The organism is Variovorax sp. RA8 (assembly GCF_901827175.1).
In the GTDB taxonomy this organism is placed as follows: Bacteria; Pseudomonadota; Gammaproteobacteria; order Burkholderiales; family Burkholderiaceae_C; genus Variovorax.
This window is the reverse complement of record NZ_LR594662.1, coordinates 5,475,469-5,495,639: the sequence shown is the minus strand read 5'-3', so window position 1 is coordinate 5,495,639 and position 20,171 is coordinate 5,475,469. Positions and strand designations below refer to the sequence as shown.

Annotated in this window: 27 protein-coding genes; 16 read left to right on the top strand and 11 right to left on the bottom strand. The window is 64.4% G+C overall.

Annotated features, from left to right (window positions below):
- Nucleotides 1-17: 17 nt before the first annotated feature.
- Nucleotides 18-1,520 (bottom strand): cryptochrome/photolyase family protein, encoded by a 1,503-nt coding sequence (locus E5P3_RS26235; protein ID WP_162588638.1) that lies wholly within the window; start codon nucleotides 1,518-1,520, stop codon nucleotides 18-20.
- Between E5P3_RS26235 and E5P3_RS26230 the strand changes: the two genes are divergently transcribed.
- From E5P3_RS26230 to E5P3_RS26195, 8 genes are all read left to right on the top strand, one after another.
- A complete protein-coding gene (locus E5P3_RS26230; protein ID WP_068683590.1) occupies nucleotides 1,519-2,118 on the top strand; it encodes a YqgE/AlgH family protein in 600 nt (199 codons plus the stop codon). The two genes, E5P3_RS26235 and E5P3_RS26230, sit on opposite strands and share 2 nt — an antisense overlap.
- A gap of 11 nt (nucleotides 2,119-2,129) precedes the next feature.
- Nucleotides 2,130-2,552 (top strand): Holliday junction resolvase RuvX, encoded by a 423-nt coding sequence (gene ruvX / locus E5P3_RS26225; RefSeq protein WP_162588637.1) that lies wholly within the window; start codon nucleotides 2,130-2,132, stop codon nucleotides 2,550-2,552.
- A gap of 68 nt (nucleotides 2,553-2,620) precedes the next feature.
- Entirely contained in the window at nucleotides 2,621-3,121 is a 501-nt protein-coding gene (pyrR, locus tag E5P3_RS26220) for a bifunctional pyr operon transcriptional regulator/uracil phosphoribosyltransferase PyrR (RefSeq protein WP_162589877.1), read from the top strand.
- Nucleotides 3,121-4,083, top strand: coding sequence for an aspartate carbamoyltransferase catalytic subunit (locus tag E5P3_RS26215; RefSeq protein ID WP_162588636.1), 963 nt, complete (start codon nucleotides 3,121-3,123; stop codon nucleotides 4,081-4,083). Before pyrR ends, E5P3_RS26215 begins: the two co-directional genes overlap by 1 nt.
- Complete coding sequence (locus E5P3_RS26210; RefSeq protein ID WP_162588635.1) at nucleotides 4,080-5,351, top strand: dihydroorotase; 1,272 nt, start codon at nucleotides 4,080-4,082, stop codon at nucleotides 5,349-5,351. The genes E5P3_RS26215 and E5P3_RS26210 overlap by 4 nt, the downstream gene beginning before the upstream one ends.
- Nucleotides 5,352-5,367: 16 nt before the next feature.
- Nucleotides 5,368-6,111 carry a lysophospholipid acyltransferase family protein gene (locus tag E5P3_RS26205; RefSeq protein WP_162588634.1) on the top strand — a complete coding sequence of 248 codons (744 nt, stop codon included), beginning with the start codon at nucleotides 5,368-5,370 and terminating at the stop codon, nucleotides 6,109-6,111.
- A 312-nt stretch (nucleotides 6,112-6,423) separates the two neighbouring features.
- The gene (locus E5P3_RS26200) at nucleotides 6,424-6,867 is read left to right on the top strand and encodes a hypothetical protein (protein WP_162588633.1); all 444 of its coding nucleotides are present in this window, start codon (nucleotides 6,424-6,426) and stop codon (nucleotides 6,865-6,867) included.
- 25 nt (nucleotides 6,868-6,892) lie between these two features.
- Nucleotides 6,893-7,210 carry a hypothetical protein gene (locus E5P3_RS26195; RefSeq protein ID WP_232073315.1) on the top strand — a complete coding sequence of 106 codons (318 nt, stop codon included), beginning with the start codon at nucleotides 6,893-6,895 and terminating at the stop codon, nucleotides 7,208-7,210.
- A gap of 33 nt (nucleotides 7,211-7,243) precedes the next feature.
- Here E5P3_RS26195 and E5P3_RS26190 read toward each other — a convergent pair whose 3' ends face one another.
- Nucleotides 7,244-8,326: an NUDIX domain-containing protein gene (locus E5P3_RS26190; RefSeq protein ID WP_162588632.1), complete on the bottom strand. Its 1,083-nt coding sequence runs from the start codon at nucleotides 8,324-8,326 to the stop codon at nucleotides 7,244-7,246.
- A 355-nt stretch (nucleotides 8,327-8,681) separates the two neighbouring features.
- Complete coding sequence (locus E5P3_RS26185) at nucleotides 8,682-9,017, bottom strand: hypothetical protein (RefSeq protein WP_162588631.1); 336 nt, start codon at nucleotides 9,015-9,017, stop codon at nucleotides 8,682-8,684.
- Nucleotides 9,018-9,337: 320 nt separating this feature from the next.
- Between E5P3_RS26185 and E5P3_RS26180 the strand changes: the two genes are divergently transcribed.
- The 6 genes from E5P3_RS26180 (at nucleotide 9,338) to E5P3_RS26155 (ending at nucleotide 12,337) form a co-directional block, all read left to right on the top strand.
- Entirely contained in the window at nucleotides 9,338-9,538 is a 201-nt protein-coding gene (locus E5P3_RS26180; protein ID WP_162588630.1) for a hypothetical protein, read from the top strand.
- A 179-nt stretch (nucleotides 9,539-9,717) separates the two neighbouring features.
- On the top strand, nucleotides 9,718-9,867 hold the full coding sequence (locus tag E5P3_RS35915) for a glycoside hydrolase family protein (protein WP_232073314.1): 150 nt from the start codon (nucleotides 9,718-9,720) through the stop codon (nucleotides 9,865-9,867).
- Nucleotides 9,868-9,947: 80 nt separating this feature from the next.
- Nucleotides 9,948-10,151: a hypothetical protein gene (locus E5P3_RS26170; RefSeq protein WP_162588629.1), complete on the top strand. Its 204-nt coding sequence runs from the start codon at nucleotides 9,948-9,950 to the stop codon at nucleotides 10,149-10,151.
- Nucleotides 10,152-10,185: 34 nt separating this feature from the next.
- Nucleotides 10,186-10,416, top strand: coding sequence for a hypothetical protein (locus E5P3_RS26165; protein ID WP_162588628.1), 231 nt, complete (start codon nucleotides 10,186-10,188; stop codon nucleotides 10,414-10,416).
- Nucleotides 10,417-10,428: 12 nt separating this feature from the next.
- Nucleotides 10,429-10,677: a hypothetical protein gene (locus E5P3_RS26160; RefSeq protein ID WP_162588627.1), complete on the top strand. Its 249-nt coding sequence runs from the start codon at nucleotides 10,429-10,431 to the stop codon at nucleotides 10,675-10,677.
- A gap of 52 nt (nucleotides 10,678-10,729) precedes the next feature.
- A complete protein-coding gene (locus tag E5P3_RS26155; RefSeq protein ID WP_162588626.1) occupies nucleotides 10,730-12,337 on the top strand; it encodes a hypothetical protein in 1,608 nt (535 codons plus the stop codon).
- Between the two features lie 1,027 nt (nucleotides 12,338-13,364).
- Here the strand turns inward: E5P3_RS26155 and E5P3_RS26150 are convergent.
- The 4 genes from E5P3_RS26150 to E5P3_RS26135 form a co-directional block, all read right to left on the bottom strand.
- Nucleotides 13,365-13,643 (bottom strand): hypothetical protein, encoded by a 279-nt coding sequence (locus tag E5P3_RS26150; protein ID WP_162588625.1) that lies wholly within the window; start codon nucleotides 13,641-13,643, stop codon nucleotides 13,365-13,367.
- 12 nt (nucleotides 13,644-13,655) lie between these two features.
- Nucleotides 13,656-14,054, bottom strand: a complete 399-nt coding sequence (locus E5P3_RS26145; RefSeq protein WP_162588624.1) for a hypothetical protein — start codon at nucleotides 14,052-14,054, stop codon at nucleotides 13,656-13,658.
- Nucleotides 14,055-14,432: 378 nt separating this feature from the next.
- Nucleotides 14,433-14,654 (bottom strand): hypothetical protein, encoded by a 222-nt coding sequence (locus E5P3_RS26140; RefSeq protein WP_162588623.1) that lies wholly within the window; start codon nucleotides 14,652-14,654, stop codon nucleotides 14,433-14,435.
- Nucleotides 14,655-14,734: 80 nt separating this feature from the next.
- Complete coding sequence (locus E5P3_RS26135) at nucleotides 14,735-15,139, bottom strand: hypothetical protein (RefSeq protein WP_162588622.1); 405 nt, start codon at nucleotides 15,137-15,139, stop codon at nucleotides 14,735-14,737.
- Between the two features lie 243 nt (nucleotides 15,140-15,382).
- Between E5P3_RS26135 and E5P3_RS26130 the strand changes: the two genes are divergently transcribed.
- On the top strand, nucleotides 15,383-16,159 hold the full coding sequence (locus tag E5P3_RS26130) for an SOS response-associated peptidase (protein ID WP_162588621.1): 777 nt from the start codon (nucleotides 15,383-15,385) through the stop codon (nucleotides 16,157-16,159).
- Nucleotides 16,160-17,037: 878 nt separating this feature from the next.
- Complete coding sequence (locus E5P3_RS26125; RefSeq protein ID WP_162588620.1) at nucleotides 17,038-17,283, top strand: hypothetical protein; 246 nt, start codon at nucleotides 17,038-17,040, stop codon at nucleotides 17,281-17,283.
- A gap of 499 nt (nucleotides 17,284-17,782) precedes the next feature.
- Here the strand turns inward: E5P3_RS26125 and E5P3_RS26120 are convergent, their stop codons facing one another.
- From E5P3_RS26120 to E5P3_RS26105, 4 genes are all read right to left on the bottom strand, one after another.
- On the bottom strand, nucleotides 17,783-18,019 hold the full coding sequence (locus E5P3_RS26120) for a hypothetical protein (RefSeq protein ID WP_162588619.1): 237 nt from the start codon (nucleotides 18,017-18,019) through the stop codon (nucleotides 17,783-17,785).
- Between the two features lie 20 nt (nucleotides 18,020-18,039).
- Complete coding sequence (locus E5P3_RS26115) at nucleotides 18,040-18,501, bottom strand: hypothetical protein (RefSeq protein WP_162588618.1); 462 nt, start codon at nucleotides 18,499-18,501, stop codon at nucleotides 18,040-18,042.
- Between the two features lie 383 nt (nucleotides 18,502-18,884).
- Nucleotides 18,885-19,493: a hypothetical protein gene (locus tag E5P3_RS26110; protein ID WP_162588617.1), complete on the bottom strand. Its 609-nt coding sequence runs from the start codon at nucleotides 19,491-19,493 to the stop codon at nucleotides 18,885-18,887.
- A complete protein-coding gene (locus E5P3_RS26105; protein ID WP_162588616.1) occupies nucleotides 19,490-19,966 on the bottom strand; it encodes a hypothetical protein in 477 nt (158 codons plus the stop codon). Before E5P3_RS26105 ends, E5P3_RS26110 begins: the two co-directional genes overlap by 4 nt.
- Between the last annotated feature and the right edge of the window lie 205 nt (nucleotides 19,967-20,171).

The window sequence follows — 20,171 nt, the reverse complement described above, 5'->3', positions numbered from 1 at the left end:
CGGGGTCGGGCGGCACCTCAGGCGCGGCCCTTCCTTCCACTCTTCGCCTCCCGCACGACTGCATAGCGCTGCAGCGTGCGCGCCCGCGCCTCGGCGTGGTCGACGATCGGCTCCGGATAGTTGTCGCCCAGCCGCACCCCAGCCGCTTCCAGCTCCAGCGGTGCCACGGTCCACGGCGCGTGGATGCTCGTGCCGGGCAGCTTTGCAAGCTGCGGCAGGTAGCGGCGGATGAACTTCCCTTCCGGGTCGAAACGCTCGCTCTGCGTGACGGGGTTGAAGATCCGGAAGTAGGGCTGCGCATCGCAGCCGCTGGAACTGGCCCACTGCCAGTTGCCGTTGTTCGACGCCAGCTCGAAGTCGTTGAGCTGCAGCGCGAAGTAGCGCTCGCCGCGCCGCCAGTCCAGGCCGAGGTTCTTGCACAGGAAGCTGGCCACGACCATGCGCAGGCGGTTGTGCATGTAGCCGCTCTGGTTGATCTGCGCCATGGCGGCGTCGACCAACGGATAGCCGGTGCGTCCGCAGCACCAAGCGTCGAAGAGCATGTCGGCGTGCTTGCCGTGGTGCCACTGGATACGGTCGTATTCCGGCCTGAAGCTCTTGCCTTCGCCGATCTGCGGGTGATGCGCGAGCACCTGGAAGAAGAAGTCGCGCCAGATCAGCTCTCCCAGCCAGGTCGACGCGCCGGCATCGCCTTGCAGCGCCAATTGGTGCGCCACGCCCGCGAGCTGCCGGACGGAGACGGTGCCGAAGCGCAGGTGTACGCCGAGGTAGCTGGGCCCGCGCACGGCCGGGTAGTCGCGAGCCTGATGGTATCGGTCGATGCGCTGGAAGAAGTCCTCGAAGAGCGCCGCGCCGCCTCGGCTGCCGGTCGGGATCTCCAGTTCGGAGAGGTTGCTACTCTCGAAGCCGATCTCGGTCAGCCTCGGGACCGGCGAGCGAAAGTCTCCCGCCGCGGGCGCCAGCGCGTCGGTGTGGCTGCGCACCGGATAGGGCTTGAGGTAGAAGGCATCCACCTTGGCCAGCCAGGCGCGCTTGTAGGGGGTGAAGACGGTGTAGGGCTGGCCGGTCTTCGTCAGCACCTCATCGCGCTCGAAGATGGCCTGGTCCTTGTAGGTGTGGAAGCTGATGCCGCCGTTGGCCAGCGCTCCCAGGACCTTCGCGTCCCGCGCCAGCGCTGCGGGCTCGTCGTCGCGGTTCGCGAACACCGCCTGCACCTCCAAGGCGCGCGCAAGCGGTGCGATCTCTTCCTCCGCCACCGCATGGCGCACGATCAGTCCGCCGCCGAGGGTGCGCAGCTCTGCCTCCAGCTCGACCAGCGATTCGCGGATGAATTCCACGCGCCGGTCCGCGCGCGGCAGCGCATCGAGGATCGCCCGGTCGAACACGAAGACGCAGAGCAGCTGCCGGCAGGCGCGCAGCGCGTGGTAGAGGGCCGCGTTGTCGTCTACCCGCAGGTCGCGGCGGAACCACATGAGGCCCTTGGCGTAGGTCTTGTCAACGGCCAGTAAAATCGGCGGCATGGCCCTCGATTCTGCCCCGATGAACCTTACGCATCATTTCCTGATTGCGATGCCGGGTCTGACGGACAAGGCCTTCAGCCGCAGCGTGGTTTACCTCTGCGAGCACAGCGAGCGCGGCGCGCTCGGCCTCGTGATCAACAAGCCCAGCGACATCAATCTCGGCGTACTGTTCGAGAAGATCGAGCTGCGCCTGGCGCGCCCCGAACTCGGCAGTGCTCCGGTGTTCCAGGGCGGCCCGGTGCAGACCGAGCGCGGGTTCGTGCTGCACGAGGCGGTGTTCGGGGAAGGCGAGAAACCGAACGAGTCGGTCTATGCCTCGACCATGACCATTCCTGGCGGCCTGGAGATGACCACTTCCAAGGATGTGCTGGAGGCCCTGGCAACCGGCGCCGGCCCGCGCAAGGTGCTGGTCTCGCTGGGCTATGCCGCCTGGGGCGAGGGCCAGCTGGAATCCGAGCTGGCAGAGAACAGCTGGCTCACCGTGGGCGCCGACCCGGCGGTGATCTTCGACACACCCATCGAGCAGCGTTACGACAAGGCCTTGTCGCTGCTGGGCCTTCAGGCCTGGACGCTGTCGCCCGAAGCGGGGCATGCATGAGGGTTGAGGCAATGCCCGACAGCGCTGCCCCTCCTGCTTCCGTTCCTCCCCATTTCCAAAGCTTCCTGGCCTTCGACTTCGGGCAGAAGCGCACCGGCGTCGCGAGCGGCAATCGGCTGCTGCGCAGCGCCACGCCGCAGGCCACGATCAAGGCCGAGGGCGACGCCCGCTTCGCTCAGGTCGAAGCCCGCATCCGAGAGTGGCAGCCCGACGCGCTCGTGGTGGGAGTGCCCTATCACCCCGACGGCGCGGCGCACGACAACACCCGTGCCGCCCAGCGCTTCGTCCGGCAACTGAGGGGGCGCTTTCGTCTCCCGGTCTACGAAGTCGACGAACGCTACAGCACGACAGAGGCCCTGGCCGCCGGCGCACGCGACGCCGACGCAGCCTCGGCCTGCATCATCCTTGAACAGTTTCTGAGGACCCTCCCGTGAATACGATTCCGAGCAACGAAGGGCCGTCCCCCGGGGCGAGCGCCCATGGGGGCAGCGAGGACACGCCAGTGCCGGGCAAGGGAGGGCCGAATGCCGAGGCGCTCTATCTCCAGCTGCTTGCCGGCGTGAGGCCCCTGATGCGCCCGGACACGCGCCTGGTCGGCGTCACGTCCGGCGGCGCCTGGCTGGTCGAGCGGCTCCAGAAGGACCTGGGTCTGACCGGCGCGCCCGGCATCATCTCTTCGGCCATGCACCGCGACGACTTTGCACGCCGCGGCATGGCCGCGAGCGCCCAGACCTCGCTGCCCTTCGATGTGAACGGCGCCGACGTGCTGCTGCTCGACGACGTCCTCTACACCGGCCGTACCATCCGCGCGGTGCTCAACGAGCTGTTCGACTTCGGTCGGCCGGGCTGCGTGCGGCTGGCGGTGCTGGTCGATCGCGGCGGTCGCGAGCTGCCCGTGGCGGCGGACTTCGCGGCCGCGCGGCTCGAACTGCCGGCAGCGCAGTCGCTCGCACTTGCGCGCGACGACAAGGGGGTTTTCAGCTTCCAGGTGGAGCAAGCCTGATGCTTTACAAACGCAACCCCCAACTCAACAAGAACGGCGAGCTGATCCACCTGCTGTCCATCGAGGGCCTGCCCAAGTCCATCCTCACGCAGATCCTCGATACCGCCGCCAATTTCACCAGCGTGAGCGACCGCGAGGTGAAGAAGGTGCCGCTGCTGCGCGGCAAGAGCGTGTTCAACCTCTTCTTCGAGAACTCCACGCGCACCCGCACCACTTTCGAGATCGCCGCCAAGCGGCTGTCGGCGGACGTGATCAATCTCGACATCGCGCGCTCCTCCGCGAGCAAGGGCGAGTCGCTGCTCGACACCATCGCCAACCTGAGCGCGATGGCGGCCGACCTGTTCGTCGTGCGGCACAGCGAATCGGGTGCGCCCTACCTGATCGCACAGCACGTGGCGCCCCACGTGCATGTGGTGAATGCCGGCGACGGCCGCCACGCGCACCCGACCCAGGGCCTGCTCGACATGTACACGATCCGTCACTACAAGAAGGATTTCGCCAACCTCACGGTGGCGATCGTGGGCGACGTGCTGCACTCGCGCGTGGCGCGCTCCGACATCCACGCGCTCACCACCCTGGGCTGCGCCGAAGTCCGGGTGGTCGGCCCCAAGACCCTGGTGCCGCGCGACATGGCAGAGATGGGCGTGCGGGTGTGCCACACGCTCGAAGAAGGCATCCGGGACTGCGACGTGATCATCATGCTGCGGCTCCAGAACGAGCGCATGAGCGGGGCGCTGCTGCCCTCGTCGCAGGAGTTCTTCAAGACCTACGGCCTCACGCCCGGGAAGCTGCAGTTTGCCAAGCCCGATGCGATCGTGATGCATCCGGGGCCCATCAACCGCGGGGTCGAGATCGACTCGGCGGTCGTCGACGGGCAGCAGAGCGTGATCCTGCCTCAGGTCACTTTTGGAATTGCCGTGCGCATGGCCGTGATGAGCATCGTGGCAGGTAACGAAGCATGAGAACCCTGATCACCAACGGACGGGTCATCGATCCGGCCACCGCGCTCGACAAGCAGGCCGACGTGGCCATCGCCAACGGCAAGGTGCTCGCCATCGGCGGCACACCGGCCGACTTCGAGCCCGAACGCACGCTCGATGCGCAAGGCTGCCTGGTCTTGCCCGGCCTTGTCGATCTGGCTGCGCGCTTGCGCGAGCCCGGCTACGAGCACGAGCGCATGCTGGAAAGCGAGATGGCCGCGGCCGCGGCCGGCGGCGTGACCAGCCTGGTCTGCCCGCCCGACACCGATCCCGTGCTCGACGAGCCGGGCCTGGTCGAGATGCTCAAGTTCCGCGCCGAGAAAATGCAGAGTGCCCGGCTGTTCCCACTGGGCGCGCTGACACGTGGCCTGAAGGGCGAGGTACTGACCGAGATGGCCGAGCTCACCGAGGCCGGGTGCATCGGTTTCAGCCAGGCCGATGTTCCCTTGAGCAACACGCAGGTGCTGCAGCGCGCGCTGCTGTACGCCAGCACCTTCGGCTACACCGTGTGGCTGCGGCCGCAGGACCGCGACCTCGGGCACGGCGTGGCCGCCAGCGGTCCGCTCGCCACCCGGCTGGGCCTGTCTGGCGTGCCGGTGGCGGCGGAGACCATCGCGCTCTTCACCATCATCGAGCTGATGCGTGCCACCGACGCGCGCGTGCACGTGTGTCGCCTCTCGAGCGCGCCCGGCGTGGCGCTGGTGCGTGCGGCGAAGGCCGAAGGGTTGCCGCTCACCTGCGACCTCAGCATCAACTCGCTGCACCTGGCCGACACCGACATCGGCTACTTCGACAGCCGTGCTCGCCTCAATCCGCCGCTGCGCCAGCAGCGCGACCGAGATGCACTCTCGGCCGCGCTGGCCGACGGCACCATCGACGCGCTGGTGTCCGACCACACGCCGGTCGAGGCCGACGCCAAGACCCTGCCCTTCGCCGAGAGCGAGCCGGGCGCAACGGGGCTCGAACTGCTGCTGCCGCTGGCGCTGCAGTGGGGCGAGCAGAGCGGCGCGGGGCTGCTGCGCGCGATCGAAGTGGTGACTGCTGCCCCCGCCCGGCTGATCGGGGCCACCGAAGCAGGGCGATTGGCACCGGGCGGGGTGGCGGATGTCTGCGTCGTCGACCCCGCGCTCGAATGGCAGGTCCTACCCGAGTCGCTGCGCAGCCAGGGCAAGCACACGCCCTTCGGCGGGTATGCCTTGCGCGGCAAGCCGCGCCACACGCTGGTCGGCGGGCGGATCGTCCACGGTTGAGGTCGATCGCCGCCCGATGCAGTCCTTGTCCGCGTTCCTGAAGCTCATACGTGCGCTGGCTCACGCGCATGTCGGCTGGTGGGCCATCCGCACCAAGTTCCCCAAGCTCTCCCAGGCCGAGCGCGAGCAGCGAGTGCAGGCCTGGGCGGCGCGAATGCTCGCGATCATGGGCATCCGCCTCGTGGTGCAGGGCACGCCGCCCCAGGGCGGGCCGCTCCTGGTGGTGAGCAATCATGTGTCGTGGCTGGACATCATCACCGTCCACGCCGCGCGGCACGTGCGCTTCGTCTCCAAGGCGAACGTCCAGTACTGGCCGCTGGTCGGTACCTTGGCCAATGGCGCCGGCACCCTTTATATCGAGCGCGAGCGCCGGCGCGACGCGCTGCGCGTGGTGCACAGCATGACCGAGGCGCTCAGCGAGGGCGACGTGATCGCGGTGTTTCCAGAGGGCACCACCGGCGACGGCAACACCGTGCTCCCTTTCCATGCCAACCTGCTGCAGGCCGCCATTTCATCGGGAGCGCCCGTGCAGCCGATGGCCCTGCGCTTCGCCGACGCCGCCACTGGCGAGATCAGCCTGGCGCCGCGCTACATCGGCGAGGACAACCTCCCTACCTCGCTATGGAAGGTGCTGAAGGCGCCGCCGCTCCTCGCAATCGTGCGATTCGGAAAGCCTCAGCCCTCGTGGGGCCGCGACCGGCGGGCCTGGGCGCTGTCGCTGCATGCGGACGTGCAGGCCTTGTGGCGGGAGACGCACTGAGGCAGCGGCTGTCGCCATCCCAAAAAAACAGCGCCCCGCAGGGCGCTGTGCAACGGCGCCATGGGCGCCGGGGAGGAGGAAACTGTCGAGCTGTCTGTACAGGAGGATGCTCTCGCAAGATCAGAAGACCTTGGCGTTTGCAGTTCATGCAGCTTAGACGCGGGTCCACTCCTCTCCTGCCGGAGAAGGCAATGCGCCGGCGTGGGTCGTGGCCTACAGCAGGACCGGATCGAGCTGCTGAATGCATCGAAACGCCTCGCCGCGTGAATCATTTCCCGCTCTTGCGCGCCGTCGTCCGGTGAATCTCACCAATTGTTGCAGCGCACCTCTCGCTCGGGCCAGCGGTCGGCATCATTCGCGCCTATTCAGCGACTGGACGAGCTCATGGACACGCTTCTTCTGTTGATTGCCATCAACTTTCTCATCGTTCCTTTTCTGCAGGAGGCTGAGGCCCAGGGCCGTCGACTTCGGCGCTTCCCCGGCGTTCCCTGGATCCTGCGCCTTGCGCATGTACGCAGGTCGCATTGGTTCCGGCCTTTTTGCATTCTGGCCTTCTTCTTCCTGGCCGTTGCGACGATGCAGGCCCCGGCGGGACGGGTGGACGTTCCGACCCTGCTGGTTCATTTCGTGATCATGCAGGTGGTACTGTGGGCGGTGGTGGTCCTGAGCGTCCGCAAGCACGCCAACAAGGTCCGATCGGCCGCAGGGGGCGCGGCCAGCGACCAAGCCGACGGCCACCTCATGCACCGGCTGTGAGGCCCGGACGCGGACGGGGCTGCCTGTGTACCGCGCGCTGCTTCTGCTGTCGCTCGTCATATTGGGCGGCTGCCAGTTCCGCGGCGAGCCGCGGCCACTCTCATCGGAAGCCCGGCCACCGCCGGCCTTTGTCGACGCGCCTGCGCGCTGCACCGCGGCGCGTGCCCGCTTCGGGCTCGGCCGGCGCATCACCGCTCCACTGCTGGAGGAAATGCGCATGCGCACGGGAGCCCGCCGAGCACGCCTCGTGCTGGCGACCGACCCCGACACACCTTTCGATGCCGCACGGCTGATCGTCGACATCGAGCCGAACGGCCGCGTGGTGGGCATACGCTGCGGCTAGCGCCCGTGCCTTTGCCGCGGCCCAGAGGACGCCTCAAGCGTCAATGGCGGGGCGCGGCAGGAGGCCCAGGAAATGGTCGAGCATCTGGAAGTGATCGTCCAGCAGCCGGTCTTCCAGGCCCAGCAGGGCGGTAATAGGGATCCACTCCGCAGCAGCCGCGTCGTCGTCCGCGCGTACGGCAGGCAGCGGATGCCGGTCGCCCAGGTCGAAGAAGTGGCCGTGGGTGATCGTGCGGCCGCGCTGGCTGCGATCAGGTCGATCGAACACTTCCGTGCGGGCGAGGCAGGCGAGCAGTTCGGCGGCCGGCAGCGCCAGGTGCGTTTCCTCCTCGAGCTCGCGCAGCGCCGACTGCAGAGTGGTCTCGCGCAGTTCCAGGAAGCCGCCCGGCAAGGCGTGCAGCCCCTTCCCGGGTGAATGGCCGCGGCGAATCAGCAGCACGTGTTCGCTGCACTTCACGACGCAGTCCACCGTGACCAGCACCACCGGGTAGGGCGCCACCGACCATGCCGCGTCATGTTGGCGCAGGAGCTCCCATTCCTGCGCCAGCGCCGCATGCAGCGGTGTCGCCATCCAGGGGCGCAAGAAGGCGAGCGTGCCGGCGGGCACCGCGCGTGCCAGTATCTCGGGCGCCTCCTTTGCACCGCCGAAGATCGCACCGCGCACGGTGGCCGCGCTTGCGCTGTGGACGCGTTCGGCGGTCTGCAGCGTCCAGCCCTCGAAGCCGTGCAGGTAGTCGCGCGTGGCGTCCTTCACATGGCCGACGAGCACCGTCGAGTCGGCCGTTGCAGGCGCCGCACCCTTCGCGGCGAGCGCCGCATCGATTGCCAAGCGCACCTCGGCGAACCAGCGCTCCTCGTCGACGTGGTCGCGCATCGGCACGAAGAGCAAGCGCGGGCGGTCGGCCTCGGCGAGGGCCAGGCGGATCATTTCCGCGCGTTCCTGCCAGGTGAAGGGGTTCTTCGGCGATCGTGCCTGGAAGGCCGATCCGATCACCACCACCACGCGCGACGCCGCGTCCAGCGCCTTTCGCAGCAGGGCGTGGTGCGCGTTATGGAAGGGCTGGAAGCGGCCGATTAGGACGGCGCGCTCGTGCGGGGCGGAAAGTCGTGCGGTCATGGGAATGGGCTTCGTTTCGGTCGAGGACATCGCAGGCCGACGAATCCACCACAGCTCGCACGCCAGCCGCCCGAGGGCGAACATCCAGTGGAAACGGCGGTTCTCGACGCGCGCGCTTATCGATGGACTGGTCCGGGTCGATGTTGTCGGTGTGCTCCAGAGTTCTGGGGGGTTCTTCGACTCGCTCGACAGAAGTCGCACCCATTCTCGCGTCAACGAGGCTGCGCGGTGCCGGCGCCGATAATGAACCACCGCAAGAAGCGCGGCAACAGAAGACGCCTGTCGTCACAGGCCTTTCACGAGCGCCGCTGATCCGGATCTGGTGCAGTCGTGGCGGCCTCGTCGAGAGCGCTCTTCAAAGTGAGTGATGCGCGGTGTCGGCAGGCTCGGATCGCGGGGCTTTCTGGGTGGCTTGGCGCAGGCTTGTGACCCAGAGTCGAGCGTGCCGTTGTTCGCGGCTTTCGAAGAGCCCGGCAACTCGCCGAATAGCCGGGCGATCGATCGCGGCAATCGTCATCCAGTCGGTGGTCCCGAAAGGCTCAGCTTTAGTGCAACGCTCGACCAAGGCCGGCCGTAGCGCCAGGATTGATTCGACGGGAATGTCGGGATCGGCATCCAGCATCCGCAATGCAATCTTTGCAGCCTTCGGACTGAGCACTTGGACCTTGTGAAGATGAAAATCCGACTCCATCGCACGCTCCTTGGAGGACCTCGGCATACAGGGGCGTACCAATATATAGAAAAAATGATGCGAAATGTGAAGTTTTCACATGCGATGGAGCGTTCACGCGAGTCGTCCAGGTTCAGATCGGCGTGAAAAAGCCCGCGCTGGGCGGGCGTCGGAGGATTGGTCGTGGGCACTTACGCGGCCCACGTTACGGCACATTCACATGCAGGAGTCACCGCTTGTTTTTCTCGTCGTGGTGGCTCCAATTCGACGTGCCGCCGTGAGATTCGGCGTAGCCTGCGCAGGCTTCCCGACAGAGGCTGAAGCGTGTCGGGCAGCCCATCGTGAACCGTGATTTCGACCGGGTCGTGATGATGATCCAGGACAAAGGGTTGACTCTGGACAACAGCCTGCGATTCCCCGCCGGCGATCCAGCGAGCCCCGTTCTCCCCAATGCGGTGACTCGTGCGCTCAAGGGCTTGGCCTTTGATGCGGCTGGGGCATTGGTGGTGACAGCGGGGGCCGGCGACGCGAATGGGGAGTGAAGCTGAGCGCTGGGCTGAAGGCAAGTTCACCAGGCCGGGCGATTTGCAATGAGCTCAAAGGCTCGGCTCGCAGCGAAGATTGGTGTTGTCGCCGCCGCTGCAGCCGCCTTCGTTGCCACACACGAGGGCACGTTGCTGCGCACCTACCGCGACCCAAGCATGCCGACGATCTCGATTGCGTGCAGATCCCGCTGACCGACGGGCAAAAGGTGGCCCTGCTGAGCTTCACGTTTAACGTAGGTCGCGGCAAGTTATGCGGCTCAACGCTCGTCCAGAAGGCCAACGCCGGTGCACAGCCGCTTGAGTGGTGCGCCGAGCTAAAGCGCTGAGTCTACGCCGGCGGCAAGCAACTGCCAGGCCTTGTCAACCGCCGCGAGGCTGAATATGGGCTGTGCATCGCATGAACGACATGACCGCCAAACTGGCAAGCCGCAAGTTCGGCATCGCCTGCTACCTGCTCATGATGGCGCCGGCAATGCGCTGGTTCGGGCTGCTCGACCAAGCTGGATTGCTCACGATTCGGGGCAGCGTCACGGCTGGCTACTTCGTGGCCAACGTGGCGCAGAAGGCGCTGATGCCACCAGCGACGCCTGCTGCTTCTGCGGGCGAGTAGGGCACCACGCGGTGAACTGCCCCTGGCGGAAGCAATGAGCCTCACTGCCAAGCTCATGGCTGTCGCCCTGGTGCTGCTGGCGCTCGCCGCTGGCGCCTGGAAGATTCTGCACGACGCTGACCGGGCCGGCTATGCCCGCGCTCAGGCCGAGTACCAAGCGCGCGCCGAGCTCCAGCGCGAGGCCAACCGCGGCCGCGCTGGCGTGCAGAGCGCAAGGAGGCGGCGCAAATCATCGTTCGGACCCGCTACATCACCCGCATCGTGAAGGAACTCGACCATGCCGCCCAAAACCTTGCCTCTTGCCCTCTGTCTCCATCTGCTGGCCGGCTGCTCAACTATGCAGCCGCGTGCGCCCGCGAAGATCGACCCGCCTCCTGTGGCGCTGGTGACGGGCTACCCTAAGCCTGGCGACATGCCGGAGGCCGCGACAGCAAAAGACCTTGTGCACTGGACCATGGAGTGGATCGGCGCCTACGGGTGCGAGCGCTCTAAGCGGGCCGCGCTGATCGAAGCCTGGCCGCGGTGAGCCCCTTATAGTCCTCCTCTTGCGGCCCGCCACTGTGGCCCGGAGTGGAGTAATGCGAAAGAACGAAAGCGCGCAGGACATCGCGCGCATCGCGGCGGCCTGGCTGCTGTTCCTGGTGGGCCTGCGTGTCATGCAGAAGATGGGCTATCCCCTCGGATTCAACGTCTGGCCCATGGGCGAGGATCGCAACTGGCTCAGCTGGCTGCAGACCGGCAAGGGCTCCGAGATCGCCCGCATGTTCTGGGGGACCAACGACCGCAACCCGGTCTCGCCCTGGTGGTACATCGCATTCAAGCCGCTGATCCTCTGGCGCGAGAACGGCCTGCTGTTCGCCCGCTACCTGATGAGCCTGCTGTGCGGTGCCTCGGCATACCTGCTGCTGCGCCAGCTCGGCCCGCGCACCTTCGCGCTCGCTGTGGGCATCCTTTGCGCCATCTTCATGGCCAACGGCTACGGCGACCTGATCTACTGGAACTTCATCGGCGCGCTGTCGATGTCGCTGCTGTGCGTCTGGGCCTTCACGCACTACCTGCGCACCGGCTCGGTCCACTGGTACGGCGCCTCGGTGGTGCTGTGGTTCGTCGCCCTGGCCAGCTATACGCTGCAGATCGGCGCCGTCCTGGCCGTTGCATACCTCTCGTTCGTGTCAGCCGGTCCTGGCCTGCGCGCGCGCCTGGTGAAAGCGCTGAAGGACACGATCCCCTTCCTTGGCGTCTTCGCCGTCTTCATGCTGATCTGGCGCACCGCCTCGTCGCCGACGATGGCGCAGTATTACCAGACCACCTTCACGCTGCCGGGCCTGCTGCAGTCGATCGCCGCCGGCGTATGGCATCCCGACTTCCCTGTGTTCCTGTTCTGGTGGGCGCCTCGCCCCCTGGCCCATCCCATGCTGGTGGCGAACATGCTGGCGCTGGCAGTCGGCGTGTACCTGCTGATGCCGAAGCTGCCAGCGGAGGGCGCCAGGCCGGCCAGGAGCACGCGAGACATCATCATGGTGGCGCTGTGCCTCGTCGCGCCCACCGTCGCCGTGGAATCGGTGTCTGTGGTGTGGGGCCCGGGCACTCGCTGGCGCATGCTGCATCAGCTCTGGGTGCCGCTGTATGTGGCCGGGGCGGCGGCGCTGGTGCTATGGGTGGTGGGCCGCGCCTTTCCTGCGCGACGCGCGCATCTCTGGGCGCTGCTGGTGGCCGCTTGCGCCTTCGGCCTAACCGCCGTGAGCGTGGGCCACAACCAGGACCAGGTCACCGCCACGGCCGCAGAACGCGCCGTGCGCGATGCCATGACCGATGTCCTGGCAGCGGAGGGGCCCGGCACCAGTGGGCAGGTGAAGCACTTCATCGTGGTGATGGGCCCGGCCGCGGGCTGGATCTCCTCCGACGAACTCAGCCAGAAGTACGCGGATACGTGGTTCCCGGGGCGCGGGGTGACGCTGCGCACGCACTCGGCGCGCGACGTGGGATCACCGCTGTGGACCGCCTGGCCGATTACCTTCGGGCCCGATGCCGTCAAGAACGTGGATCTGAAGGGCAGCAGCGCTGCCTATGGCACTGTGCGTGTGCTTGCCTTCGATGGGCAGAAGATCAAGTCGATGGCAGGGGCCAAGCACGCGGATTTCGCAGGCACGTCGGTGATGTGGCAGCGAGAGGCGCCGCTGCCTTAGGTTGAGACCTCGCAGTTCCATTCCTGGAGCACCCAGGCGCCATCGACCCTCTCCAGGCCGACCAAGCGCATTTCGGAGCCGAACACGGACTTGCTGCAGGCTACGAGCGCGAGCTCGTGGTGGGCCAGTGGGGCCTGATCCCCTGGTTCGCGAAGGAGCCGAAGCTCAAGTACCCGACCAACAACGCACGCAGCGAAGATAACGAAGGGCCCTCCGCCAACTTTCGTTCGTTCGGAGGGCCCTCGCAGTCTCGGATTGCCGGTAGGTGTGCCGAAACCGTGCTTCTATTTTCGGTTCGCCTGCCTGGCCGCTCAATCAGCCAAGCGCTATAGCCTGTGCGGGAGATGACCGCGGGTGCGCCTTTCGAGCCCACGGAGAGGTTCAGGCGGTGATTGCAAAGATGGACGAGTGAACGCCGGGCGTGAAAAAGCCCGCGATCGGCGGGCTTCGATGTGTGGTCGTGAACTCTTACGCGGTCCACGCTACGTGCTTTGAGATGCAGTGTCGCCCAGTAGTTTTCTTGTCGGTGGCAACATTGATCGACTTTCCGCCGTGAGAAACGGTGACCCGCTCGGTCGTGAGCGAGTGGGCCATTGTACCTTGTGCGAGGCCTTCGAGCCCGCTCGATGCGAAAGCTGGGCTGACGGACGCCGCGACCGCGACTCGTGATCCTCTTTGCTCGCTAGTTTTAGAGCCTCTCGGCCCCTCTTGGTTACACACAGTACCGTCGCAAACGGATGCTCGGACCCGATCGGCGAGGTGAGTGCGGCGATGCATTCGGTTCGTCGGAGTAAGCGGATTCGATCGACCAGGATGGGATCCCTGATGGTGATCGGCAACCGTTGCGCCGCCAGTTCACGTAAGAGCTCCAGTGCCATTTTCTGACTCCTTTCGACTTGGCAGTTCTAGGGGGCTGGCATGAGAGCGTCGCGCGCTGCCCGCTCTCAGCGGCAATGTAGGTGCGGGCAATATGTGTTCAAGGGGTGAGATTCGGCCTGAGGGGTTCAAGCGGTGAGAAGCGATAGTATTACCCGGCCGCGGCGCGTTCCATCGGGGTCTGGCCAAGCGGGGGAAGCTGCGGAGGGTCGTTCGCCGGACGCTCGCCGGCCTGGGTCTCTAAAAAGGGAACCTCAAGCGCCCCCTTCATCACGGCGGCAAGCTGGACCTCGATGCGAGCTGTATCGATGATGCGATCGGCCACCGCGCAGACCGCTCGAAGGCGATCGAAATCGGGTTTTGCGTTCGGATCGTCTAGGACTTCAAGCTGCTTGAAAAGGTGCTCTCTCAGCGCCTCGATGTTCTTCATCCTTGATCTTCTTTAGAGTTGCTTTTGCAAGGCGATTCCTTCTCTGAGTTCCGGCGGGTAGGCAACATGCGGCATCCCGATCGCGATGTAAAACGAGGCAGGGCGCTTGATACCCAGCCTCTCAAGCTTGTTTGCAACCGCACGGGGCGTCCTATCGAGCAACGTGGCAATCTCTGTCTTAGTGAAGATGTTGCTGAGGTCTCGCAGAAGTTCAACTTCGCTCTGGGACCATGGAATCGAGAGGAGATGTCCGAGGCCTTGCGCACGACGCTTTTGAGCAACGATCACGAGCGGCCTGTTTAAAAGCGCGCCGATCTCCCTGTCTCTAAGCCCGTCGTTGGCCAGTCGTCCAACTAGATCGTTCTCTTCTGCGGACCACGGCTCCCATCCCCATGCGCGCGAGAAATTCAACGTGCCGTTGCATCGCCGCGAGCAGGTTTTCCCTTTACCTGCTTTGATCTTCCATGTGCGGATGTTGAACTGCTTGCCGCATGCGGGCAGGTACGTTCAGTGAACGGGTTCACGCTATTCGTCACGAGAGTTTGTCCCGGCGCCGTCCCGGCGAGCGGGAAATCTCTTAACAATCAACAACTTGCTGGTGCCTCGACAGGAATCGAAAAGGAGGCTGCAACCCGCATGAATGCGACGTTTTGCCGGGCCTGTTAGAAAAGATACCGACACAAGTACCGACAAAAGTTGAAGTGACAAGCCTTGGGGTGGGCTTGCCTACGGGGCGTCCATGGCTAGGCGCCCTCGTCAGGGGGGTCTGCGGATCGGCTTGCAGCCGGCCTACGGCTCTCCGTAGACGGCCCTAATCTCTTCACCGGCGTTCAAACCAGTCTGATCGTATCGGTCGCCTATCGAGGCACATAGCTCGACGATGGCCATGGTGTACTGCCACAAGGAAAGGCTGATCGTCTCGCCCTTTGAGATCAACCCGTACTCAGTGGCCAAGTCCGCGAAGACCTCCTCGGGATGCCTGCCCACCGGGTCTGAGTTTTCGTCTTCCATGAAGCATGCTACTCCTCGCGGCCGAGCCAAGACGGCATACGCAGGATGGTTGGGCGGGGATCGGCAGGAAGGTTTGGGTTCTACTTGTCGCGTCTCGTTGGCCGTCGAAGGAGGGACGTGCCGACCTCACGGGCCTGCCGTTCACGCTCGCGCCGACGCGCATCTGCAGGGTTCGCAAGGGGCCGCGCCTTGGGATTGGTCTCGCACCACCAGGTCTGTGGGTACATGGGGCCCGTGCCCTTGGCTCCGCGGGTGGGGTAGATCTCGATCCCGGTGAGCAGCACGCCACACTCGTTGATCGCGAGCAGCCTCACCTTGTCCAGCAGCGGCAGCACATAGCTTTCTCGATCTTGGCCCAGCAGCACGGCCACGCGCTTCATCCCTTTACGGTACACCTGCAAATCGCCGTGCGCGGGGTCTGCCTCGATGTCATCGCGGTGCAGCGGTTGTCCTTCTCGACGACAGCGGTAAACGATCGCGAACATGCAGATAATACTGGATGGGCGTACAGTATATCCATGGCTGAGATGACTGCCGAAATTTGGATTGCCGCCTGTGCGCACCGGCTGCAGCAGCGGTGGCGCACTGTGGACCCGCTGCTCCTCGAAGAGGTGGCGGCCGATCTCTGGCGGGACGACCGGCTGCGAGCACTCCCGCCGGATGCCGCGGCTGTTGCATGGCTTGATCCCGTTCAGCCGACCCCTTTCTGAGCCGCTACATTCCGGCCCATGTGCAATCGGTACGAGAGCCCCGAGGTCAAGGAGATCGAACGCTTCTGGCACGTCGCCGCGCGGCAGATCCCGCTATGGGTGCGCGACATCTTCCCGCGCGCTCCTGGCCCCTTCATTCGGCGCCGGCGCGACGCTGCGGGCTACCAGCGCGAGCTCGCCGTGGGTCAGTGGGGCCTGATCCCCTGGTTCGCCAAGGAGCCGAAGCTCAAGTACCCGACGAACAACGCGCGCAGCGAGGAGCTTGCGGAGAAGGCCAGCTACAAGGAGCCGTGGAAGCGTGGCCAGCGCTGCATCATCCCGGCCGCCAGCTTCGATGAACCGTACTGGGGACCGCACGAGCAGCCGTTCCCGCGGTGCGAGTGGTGGCGCTTCCGGCGCGCCGACGGGCAGCCCTGGGGCCTGGCCGGCCTGTGGAGTGTCTGGATCGACAAGGCCACAGGCGACGAGTTCGAGAGCTACACCATGCTGACGATCAATGCCGACGGGCACCCCCTAATGGGCCGCATGCACAAGCCTGAGGTAGACCCGAAGACCGGGCTGGTGTTGCCGCTGGAACGCCAAGACAAGCGCAGCGTGATCCCGATCGAGGCCGCGAACTTCGACCAGTGGCTTGAGGGCACCGTCGAGCAGGCCCAGCAGTTGCTCAAGCTCGCCCCGGCCGAGATTTTCGACGCCAGCCCGGCGCCACCTGACCCGCCGCGCGCACCGAAGCCCAAGCCGGAACGCGCGAAGCTGAAGGAGCCGCCTGCGCCCGAGGAGCCTTCGCTGTTCTAGCTTTTATCCCCGGTGGGCAAATGGATGGCATCCCTTGCGGCATAGTAGGCGGGCAACCTGTGGGAACAAGCTTTGCAGGTACGTGCGGCACCCAAGTTGATGGTGTTGCAGGCCTCGCAGACCTCGGCATGGCCCATGCCGCTTCGTAGCGCCGCTAGATCGAACAGGTTCCCGAATGCGACGTCCGAAGAAGTGGTCGCGCCTGCAACGATGACTGAACCGCTAGTTGCCATGGCCGCTCTCCCTGCGCAAGTGTGCCCGTTAGCTGAAGCCGTCGTCCTGAAGTTGGTGCGCGTGCTCATGGTAGAGGCCGTCCACAAGCTTTCAAGGTGAACAAACCCGCACCAGACTGGACCGTGAACAGCCCCAATAACCGGAATAACCTCGCGAGCGCACCGCAGGGCGCGCTGGTGCATCATCGTCGCCGAATTGGGGGGATTGATGGTTGAGTGGGCCGAGAAATTTGCTGCTGAGATGTTGCGTCTTACTGAAGGGCGAGCGGTATACAACGACATGTTGGACTGGGGATTGGGGCTGTGGCCTGCACTGAACGGGCGCGACCCTGCGGAGGTCGCAAGGGGCGAGTTTCGCAACGCGATTCAGGATGAATAAATCGCGGCCAGCCTAGCGTAGCCGCCCCATCCCGGAGGCTGCGGCTCATGTGATCTTCCAGGAACCGCCATGGACAACCCGGTTCCCCAATGGAAATTCGAATATCGCAAAGCGGCACGCGCCCAGCGAAGGTGCCACCGCCCGAGGAACCCCCACTGCTCTGAAGGGCGTTTGCCTACAAAGCCACGAACGTGCAGGGAGCAGAGTCAGGCTCTGCCCGCGCCAATCATCGATCCTGGTGCCACGCTCGCAGCTCGAGCGCAACCATGGATGACAACGAATTGGTTCGGAGTTCCTCTTTCGGCGAGGATTGGGATTTCAAGTACTACGTGTTCCCTCGCACCTCCGAGAGCATTGGCCAAGGCGGGTTCGCCGAGGTGCATCGGAAAGGCGAGTTTTGCTGCAAGCTGCTGCTGGCCAAGGCATACGTGAGCAGGACAATCCTGGTCGCCAAACTACGCGTGAAATGCATGGCCTGGGTGGAAGACTGGAAGTCTAGGAACGGCAGCTAGTCGCAGCAGGCGCAACCGCCGTCGGCGCTAGGTCGGAAGGCCGACCGGTATGGTCTAGCAGACCCAACCCGACCAAGCGCAGGTCAGGCATGTCGCGTGCCGGCCGGTGGAGTTCAAGCGGTGATTGCAAAGATGGAAGGTGAGCGCTAGGCGTAAAAAAGCCCGCTCGGGGCGGGCTGGATTAGCTGCGGAGGAGGATCAGGAGTATCCCTATAGGGAAGGCATTCCGTCACAGCGTAGGCAGACGCCTCAATGCGTGCCACGCAGGGCTAATAGGTTCCAGCCTGGCGCCGCCTGCATTCCTCACATCCACCAGCGTCTTGAACCGGTGGTCCTCCCTGGTGATCCACTGCATGTTCCAGCGCTTGTCTGCCCCTCCAGCGCACAAGGCTTAGGGCAGGGGATCTCGTACCTGAAGGCTCTGACCTCTTGCGGTCACGGGGGACGCGAGCGTCAGCAAGCGGCGGGAGCAGGAGCGTCAGGCAGAGGAGGGCGCGGATCACAGATCTTCTTTATCAAGCCCGGCGCTTCCCCGGGCCAGCTTGAAAAGCACGTCAGTGCGCCGGACCATGGCCTCATGATTGGCCTGAATCTGCTTGGAGAGCTGCCAAAAGCAGTAGACGACGATGCCTGTCAGCACCACGAAGTACTTCGTTAGGGCGGGTGAATGGTGGAGGAACGCGAGCGCGATCAAGGCGCTGACGACGATCGCTGACCACTTGAAGAACCTTTTCATTTCTGGGGGGCCGTGGTCGTTCAATATTGGACAGAGCTCACCAGAGCGTTCCCTTCATCGTTCTTGCTGCGCGTGTAAACGTACACGCGGCGATCGGACCACACATGCTGAACGTGCGTGCCGTAAGACCCCTTCGTAACGTTTACTGCGTTTGGAAGACCTAACAGCGCGTAAGCGCCGCACGTCGTCATTCCGATTTCAGGAACTTTCCCATGAACCGAGGCAAGGTCAAGGTTGTTGATGTACTTCTGTTCATCGAGAAAGTACTGCAACGCTAGTCGCCGCCGCGTCGTCCCCTTTTTGCGAGCTTCCACGCCCCACGCCGCACAGTTCTTCCACCAGTCGGCTCTTTCGATCTGAGCGACCATCGCCTTATCGCCTTTGAAGTCGGAAACCTGAAATCGGGCCCATGATCCGGGAATGTCGCCAAGCTTTGGCGGGTCCGCGGCTTGAGCATGTAGGCAAGCAAACATGGCGAGCATTGTGGCGATTCCAGGTTGCCTCATTCCCTCTTCTCCGATTGTGTGTTCTGGGGATCATGCCATCCGCCGAGGGGAGACAGTGGTTGTCTGATGCTCACGGCAGAAAGCGTGTGAACCTTCCGTGAATTTTTGGGTATCGGAGGCCTCCTCAAATTTGCCGACCGGGGCCTTAGGCCTCGACATCGGCGTCCAAAGATGGGTCTGCCCGCTTGCGCGAGTGTGGCTAGTAGCCTTCTAGGTTTGCCCGAAGTTCTACAGCGAACGGTCGTAAAGCGGGGTGCCACACGGCCCTAAACTAGTCCACTCTCTCCCGTTCTTTCAGCATCCCTTTCATCGCCTTGGCGATGTTGCGCAGTTGGAGCCAATGTCCCCCGGTGTACGCATTACGGGAGACCTTGGCTTTTCCTGCGGGGCTTGTCGGCCCAGTCGCCTTTTCCCACGGCTTCCAGATGCGGATCAGTTCCGACTGTCGAGCTCTTCGTTCCGGTGTTGGCCGCAGTCGGCAGGCCATTGTTCACCTGCTGCGGCCCGTTGGCGACGTTGGCTTGCTTGGCGATCACGGTGGTTCGTGGGTACTTCAAATCCACCAGCGCCGATATGGTCGCCCGGCTCTGTGCCTGCGCCTTCAGGGCCAGCCCTAGAAATGCTTCCAGGTTGCGCTGGTATTGCTGCGCCTGTGCTCGCCTTGCGAGGTTGGTGAAGATCGTCTGAAGTGCAGTGGCCTGCGAAACCAACATCGCTTCCAGGTCCGACAGGTCGCCGTCCTTGACGCGCTGTGTGGTGCTTTGAATCACATCGATCATGCTCATGAGGCTCACTTCATCCCCCAGATGATTCCCGAACGACTGCATGACGCTGCCGGCGTTGACGGCAGGATCAGAAGCAATGCGGCCCACCGTCTGCGCCATCGTCTCCTCAGGGTTTTGGACAAGTTGCAGAATCTTCGGGTCATGTTGCTTCGCGGCCGAGGGCACCTTTGTTGCCTTGCTCATTGTGTGCCCCCGAGTTCCAACTGAGCGGGCGGAACCGGTGGGCTCGCGTTCTGTGGCGAAGGCCCTCCGGTTTTGGGCAGCTTGGAGAGTTGCGGCGGCTCCGGTGTGAAGTCGTTTTCAAACTCGATGCAGATGTGATCGGCCATATTGGCGAGCGCGGCCGATTGCGCCACCTCGGTGCCCATTTTTTCGTTTCCGAGCTGCGACAGGCCTAAGATGTTTTGATGCAGTTGCTCGGCGCGATCACGGATCATCAGCAGCGCGCGCTTGTAGCGGTCGAGGTCGCGCAGCAGTTCCGCACCCGATGCAGACACTTCGCGGACAAGTCCCATTCTTTCGGCCATCAGGCGCAGGTGGATCGGATGAACATCGACGACGTAGTTGTCCCCCATCGATTCGTTCTCAAGCCTGATGATGCCGTCAGCCAAAACTTCGATGTTCAGGTGCGGGATCTCTTCTTTCATGAGGTTCATGATGCTCTTTCAATGAGTGGTTCCGACTGCAACAGATGGCATATCTAGATGGTGTCCGTGAGACGGAACAGGGGAACGTTCAAAAGTGGTCTTGATAGCTCCGTGAGACGGAACAGGGGACGGTCTCCCTGTTCCGTAAGACGGAGCTATGGGGCGCCTCTCTGTTCCGCGAGACGGACTAAGCACTGCGTTTTTGGCAGGTCGT

Excerpts from the sequence above, each read along its gene's own strand:
- E5P3_RS26230 (WP_068683590.1), top strand. The coding sequence starts at position 1,519 with ATGGCCCTCGATTCTGCCCCGATGAACCTTACGCATCATTTCCTGATT.
- E5P3_RS26190 (WP_162588632.1), bottom strand. The coding sequence starts at position 8,326 with ATGACCGCACGACTTTCCGCCCCGCACGAGCGCGCCGTCCTAATCGGC.
- E5P3_RS26165 (WP_162588628.1), top strand. The coding sequence starts at position 10,186 with ATGAGCCTCACTGCCAAGCTCATGGCTGTCGCCCTGGTGCTGCTGGCG.
- E5P3_RS26140 (WP_162588623.1), bottom strand. The coding sequence starts at position 14,654 with ATGGAAGACGAAAACTCAGACCCGGTGGGCAGGCATCCCGAGGAGGTC.
- ruvX (WP_162588637.1), top strand. The coding sequence starts at position 2,130 with ATGCCCGACAGCGCTGCCCCTCCTGCTTCCGTTCCTCCCCATTTCCAA.
- E5P3_RS26235 (WP_162588638.1), bottom strand. The coding sequence starts at position 1,520 with ATGCCGCCGATTTTACTGGCCGTTGACAAGACCTACGCCAAGGGCCTC.
- E5P3_RS26110 (WP_162588617.1), bottom strand. The coding sequence starts at position 19,493 with ATGAGCAAGGCAACAAAGGTGCCCTCGGCCGCGAAGCAACATGACCCG.
- E5P3_RS26105 (WP_162588616.1), bottom strand. The coding sequence starts at position 19,966 with ATGAACCTCATGAAAGAAGAGATCCCGCACCTGAACATCGAAGTTTTG.
- E5P3_RS26170 (WP_162588629.1), top strand. The coding sequence starts at position 9,948 with ATGACCGCCAAACTGGCAAGCCGCAAGTTCGGCATCGCCTGCTACCTG.
- E5P3_RS26210 (WP_162588635.1), top strand. The coding sequence starts at position 4,080 with ATGAGAACCCTGATCACCAACGGACGGGTCATCGATCCGGCCACCGCG.
- E5P3_RS26125 (WP_162588620.1), top strand. The coding sequence starts at position 17,038 with ATGGATGACAACGAATTGGTTCGGAGTTCCTCTTTCGGCGAGGATTGG.
- E5P3_RS26120 (WP_162588619.1), bottom strand. The coding sequence starts at position 18,019 with ATGAAAAGGTTCTTCAAGTGGTCAGCGATCGTCGTCAGCGCCTTGATC.
- E5P3_RS26115 (WP_162588618.1), bottom strand. The coding sequence starts at position 18,501 with ATGCTCGCCATGTTTGCTTGCCTACATGCTCAAGCCGCGGACCCGCCA.
- E5P3_RS26205 (WP_162588634.1), top strand. The coding sequence starts at position 5,368 with ATGCAGTCCTTGTCCGCGTTCCTGAAGCTCATACGTGCGCTGGCTCAC.
- E5P3_RS26135 (WP_162588622.1), bottom strand. The coding sequence starts at position 15,139 with ATGTTCGCGATCGTTTACCGCTGTCGTCGAGAAGGACAACCGCTGCAC.
- E5P3_RS26185 (WP_162588631.1), bottom strand. The coding sequence starts at position 9,017 with ATGGAGTCGGATTTTCATCTTCACAAGGTCCAAGTGCTCAGTCCGAAG.
- E5P3_RS26155 (WP_162588626.1), top strand. The coding sequence starts at position 10,730 with ATGCGAAAGAACGAAAGCGCGCAGGACATCGCGCGCATCGCGGCGGCC.
- E5P3_RS26160 (WP_162588627.1), top strand. The coding sequence starts at position 10,429 with ATGCCGCCCAAAACCTTGCCTCTTGCCCTCTGTCTCCATCTGCTGGCC.
- E5P3_RS26150 (WP_162588625.1), bottom strand. The coding sequence starts at position 13,643 with ATGAAGAACATCGAGGCGCTGAGAGAGCACCTTTTCAAGCAGCTTGAA.
- E5P3_RS26130 (WP_162588621.1), top strand. The coding sequence starts at position 15,383 with ATGTGCAATCGGTACGAGAGCCCCGAGGTCAAGGAGATCGAACGCTTC.
- E5P3_RS26215 (WP_162588636.1), top strand. The coding sequence starts at position 3,121 with ATGCTTTACAAACGCAACCCCCAACTCAACAAGAACGGCGAGCTGATC.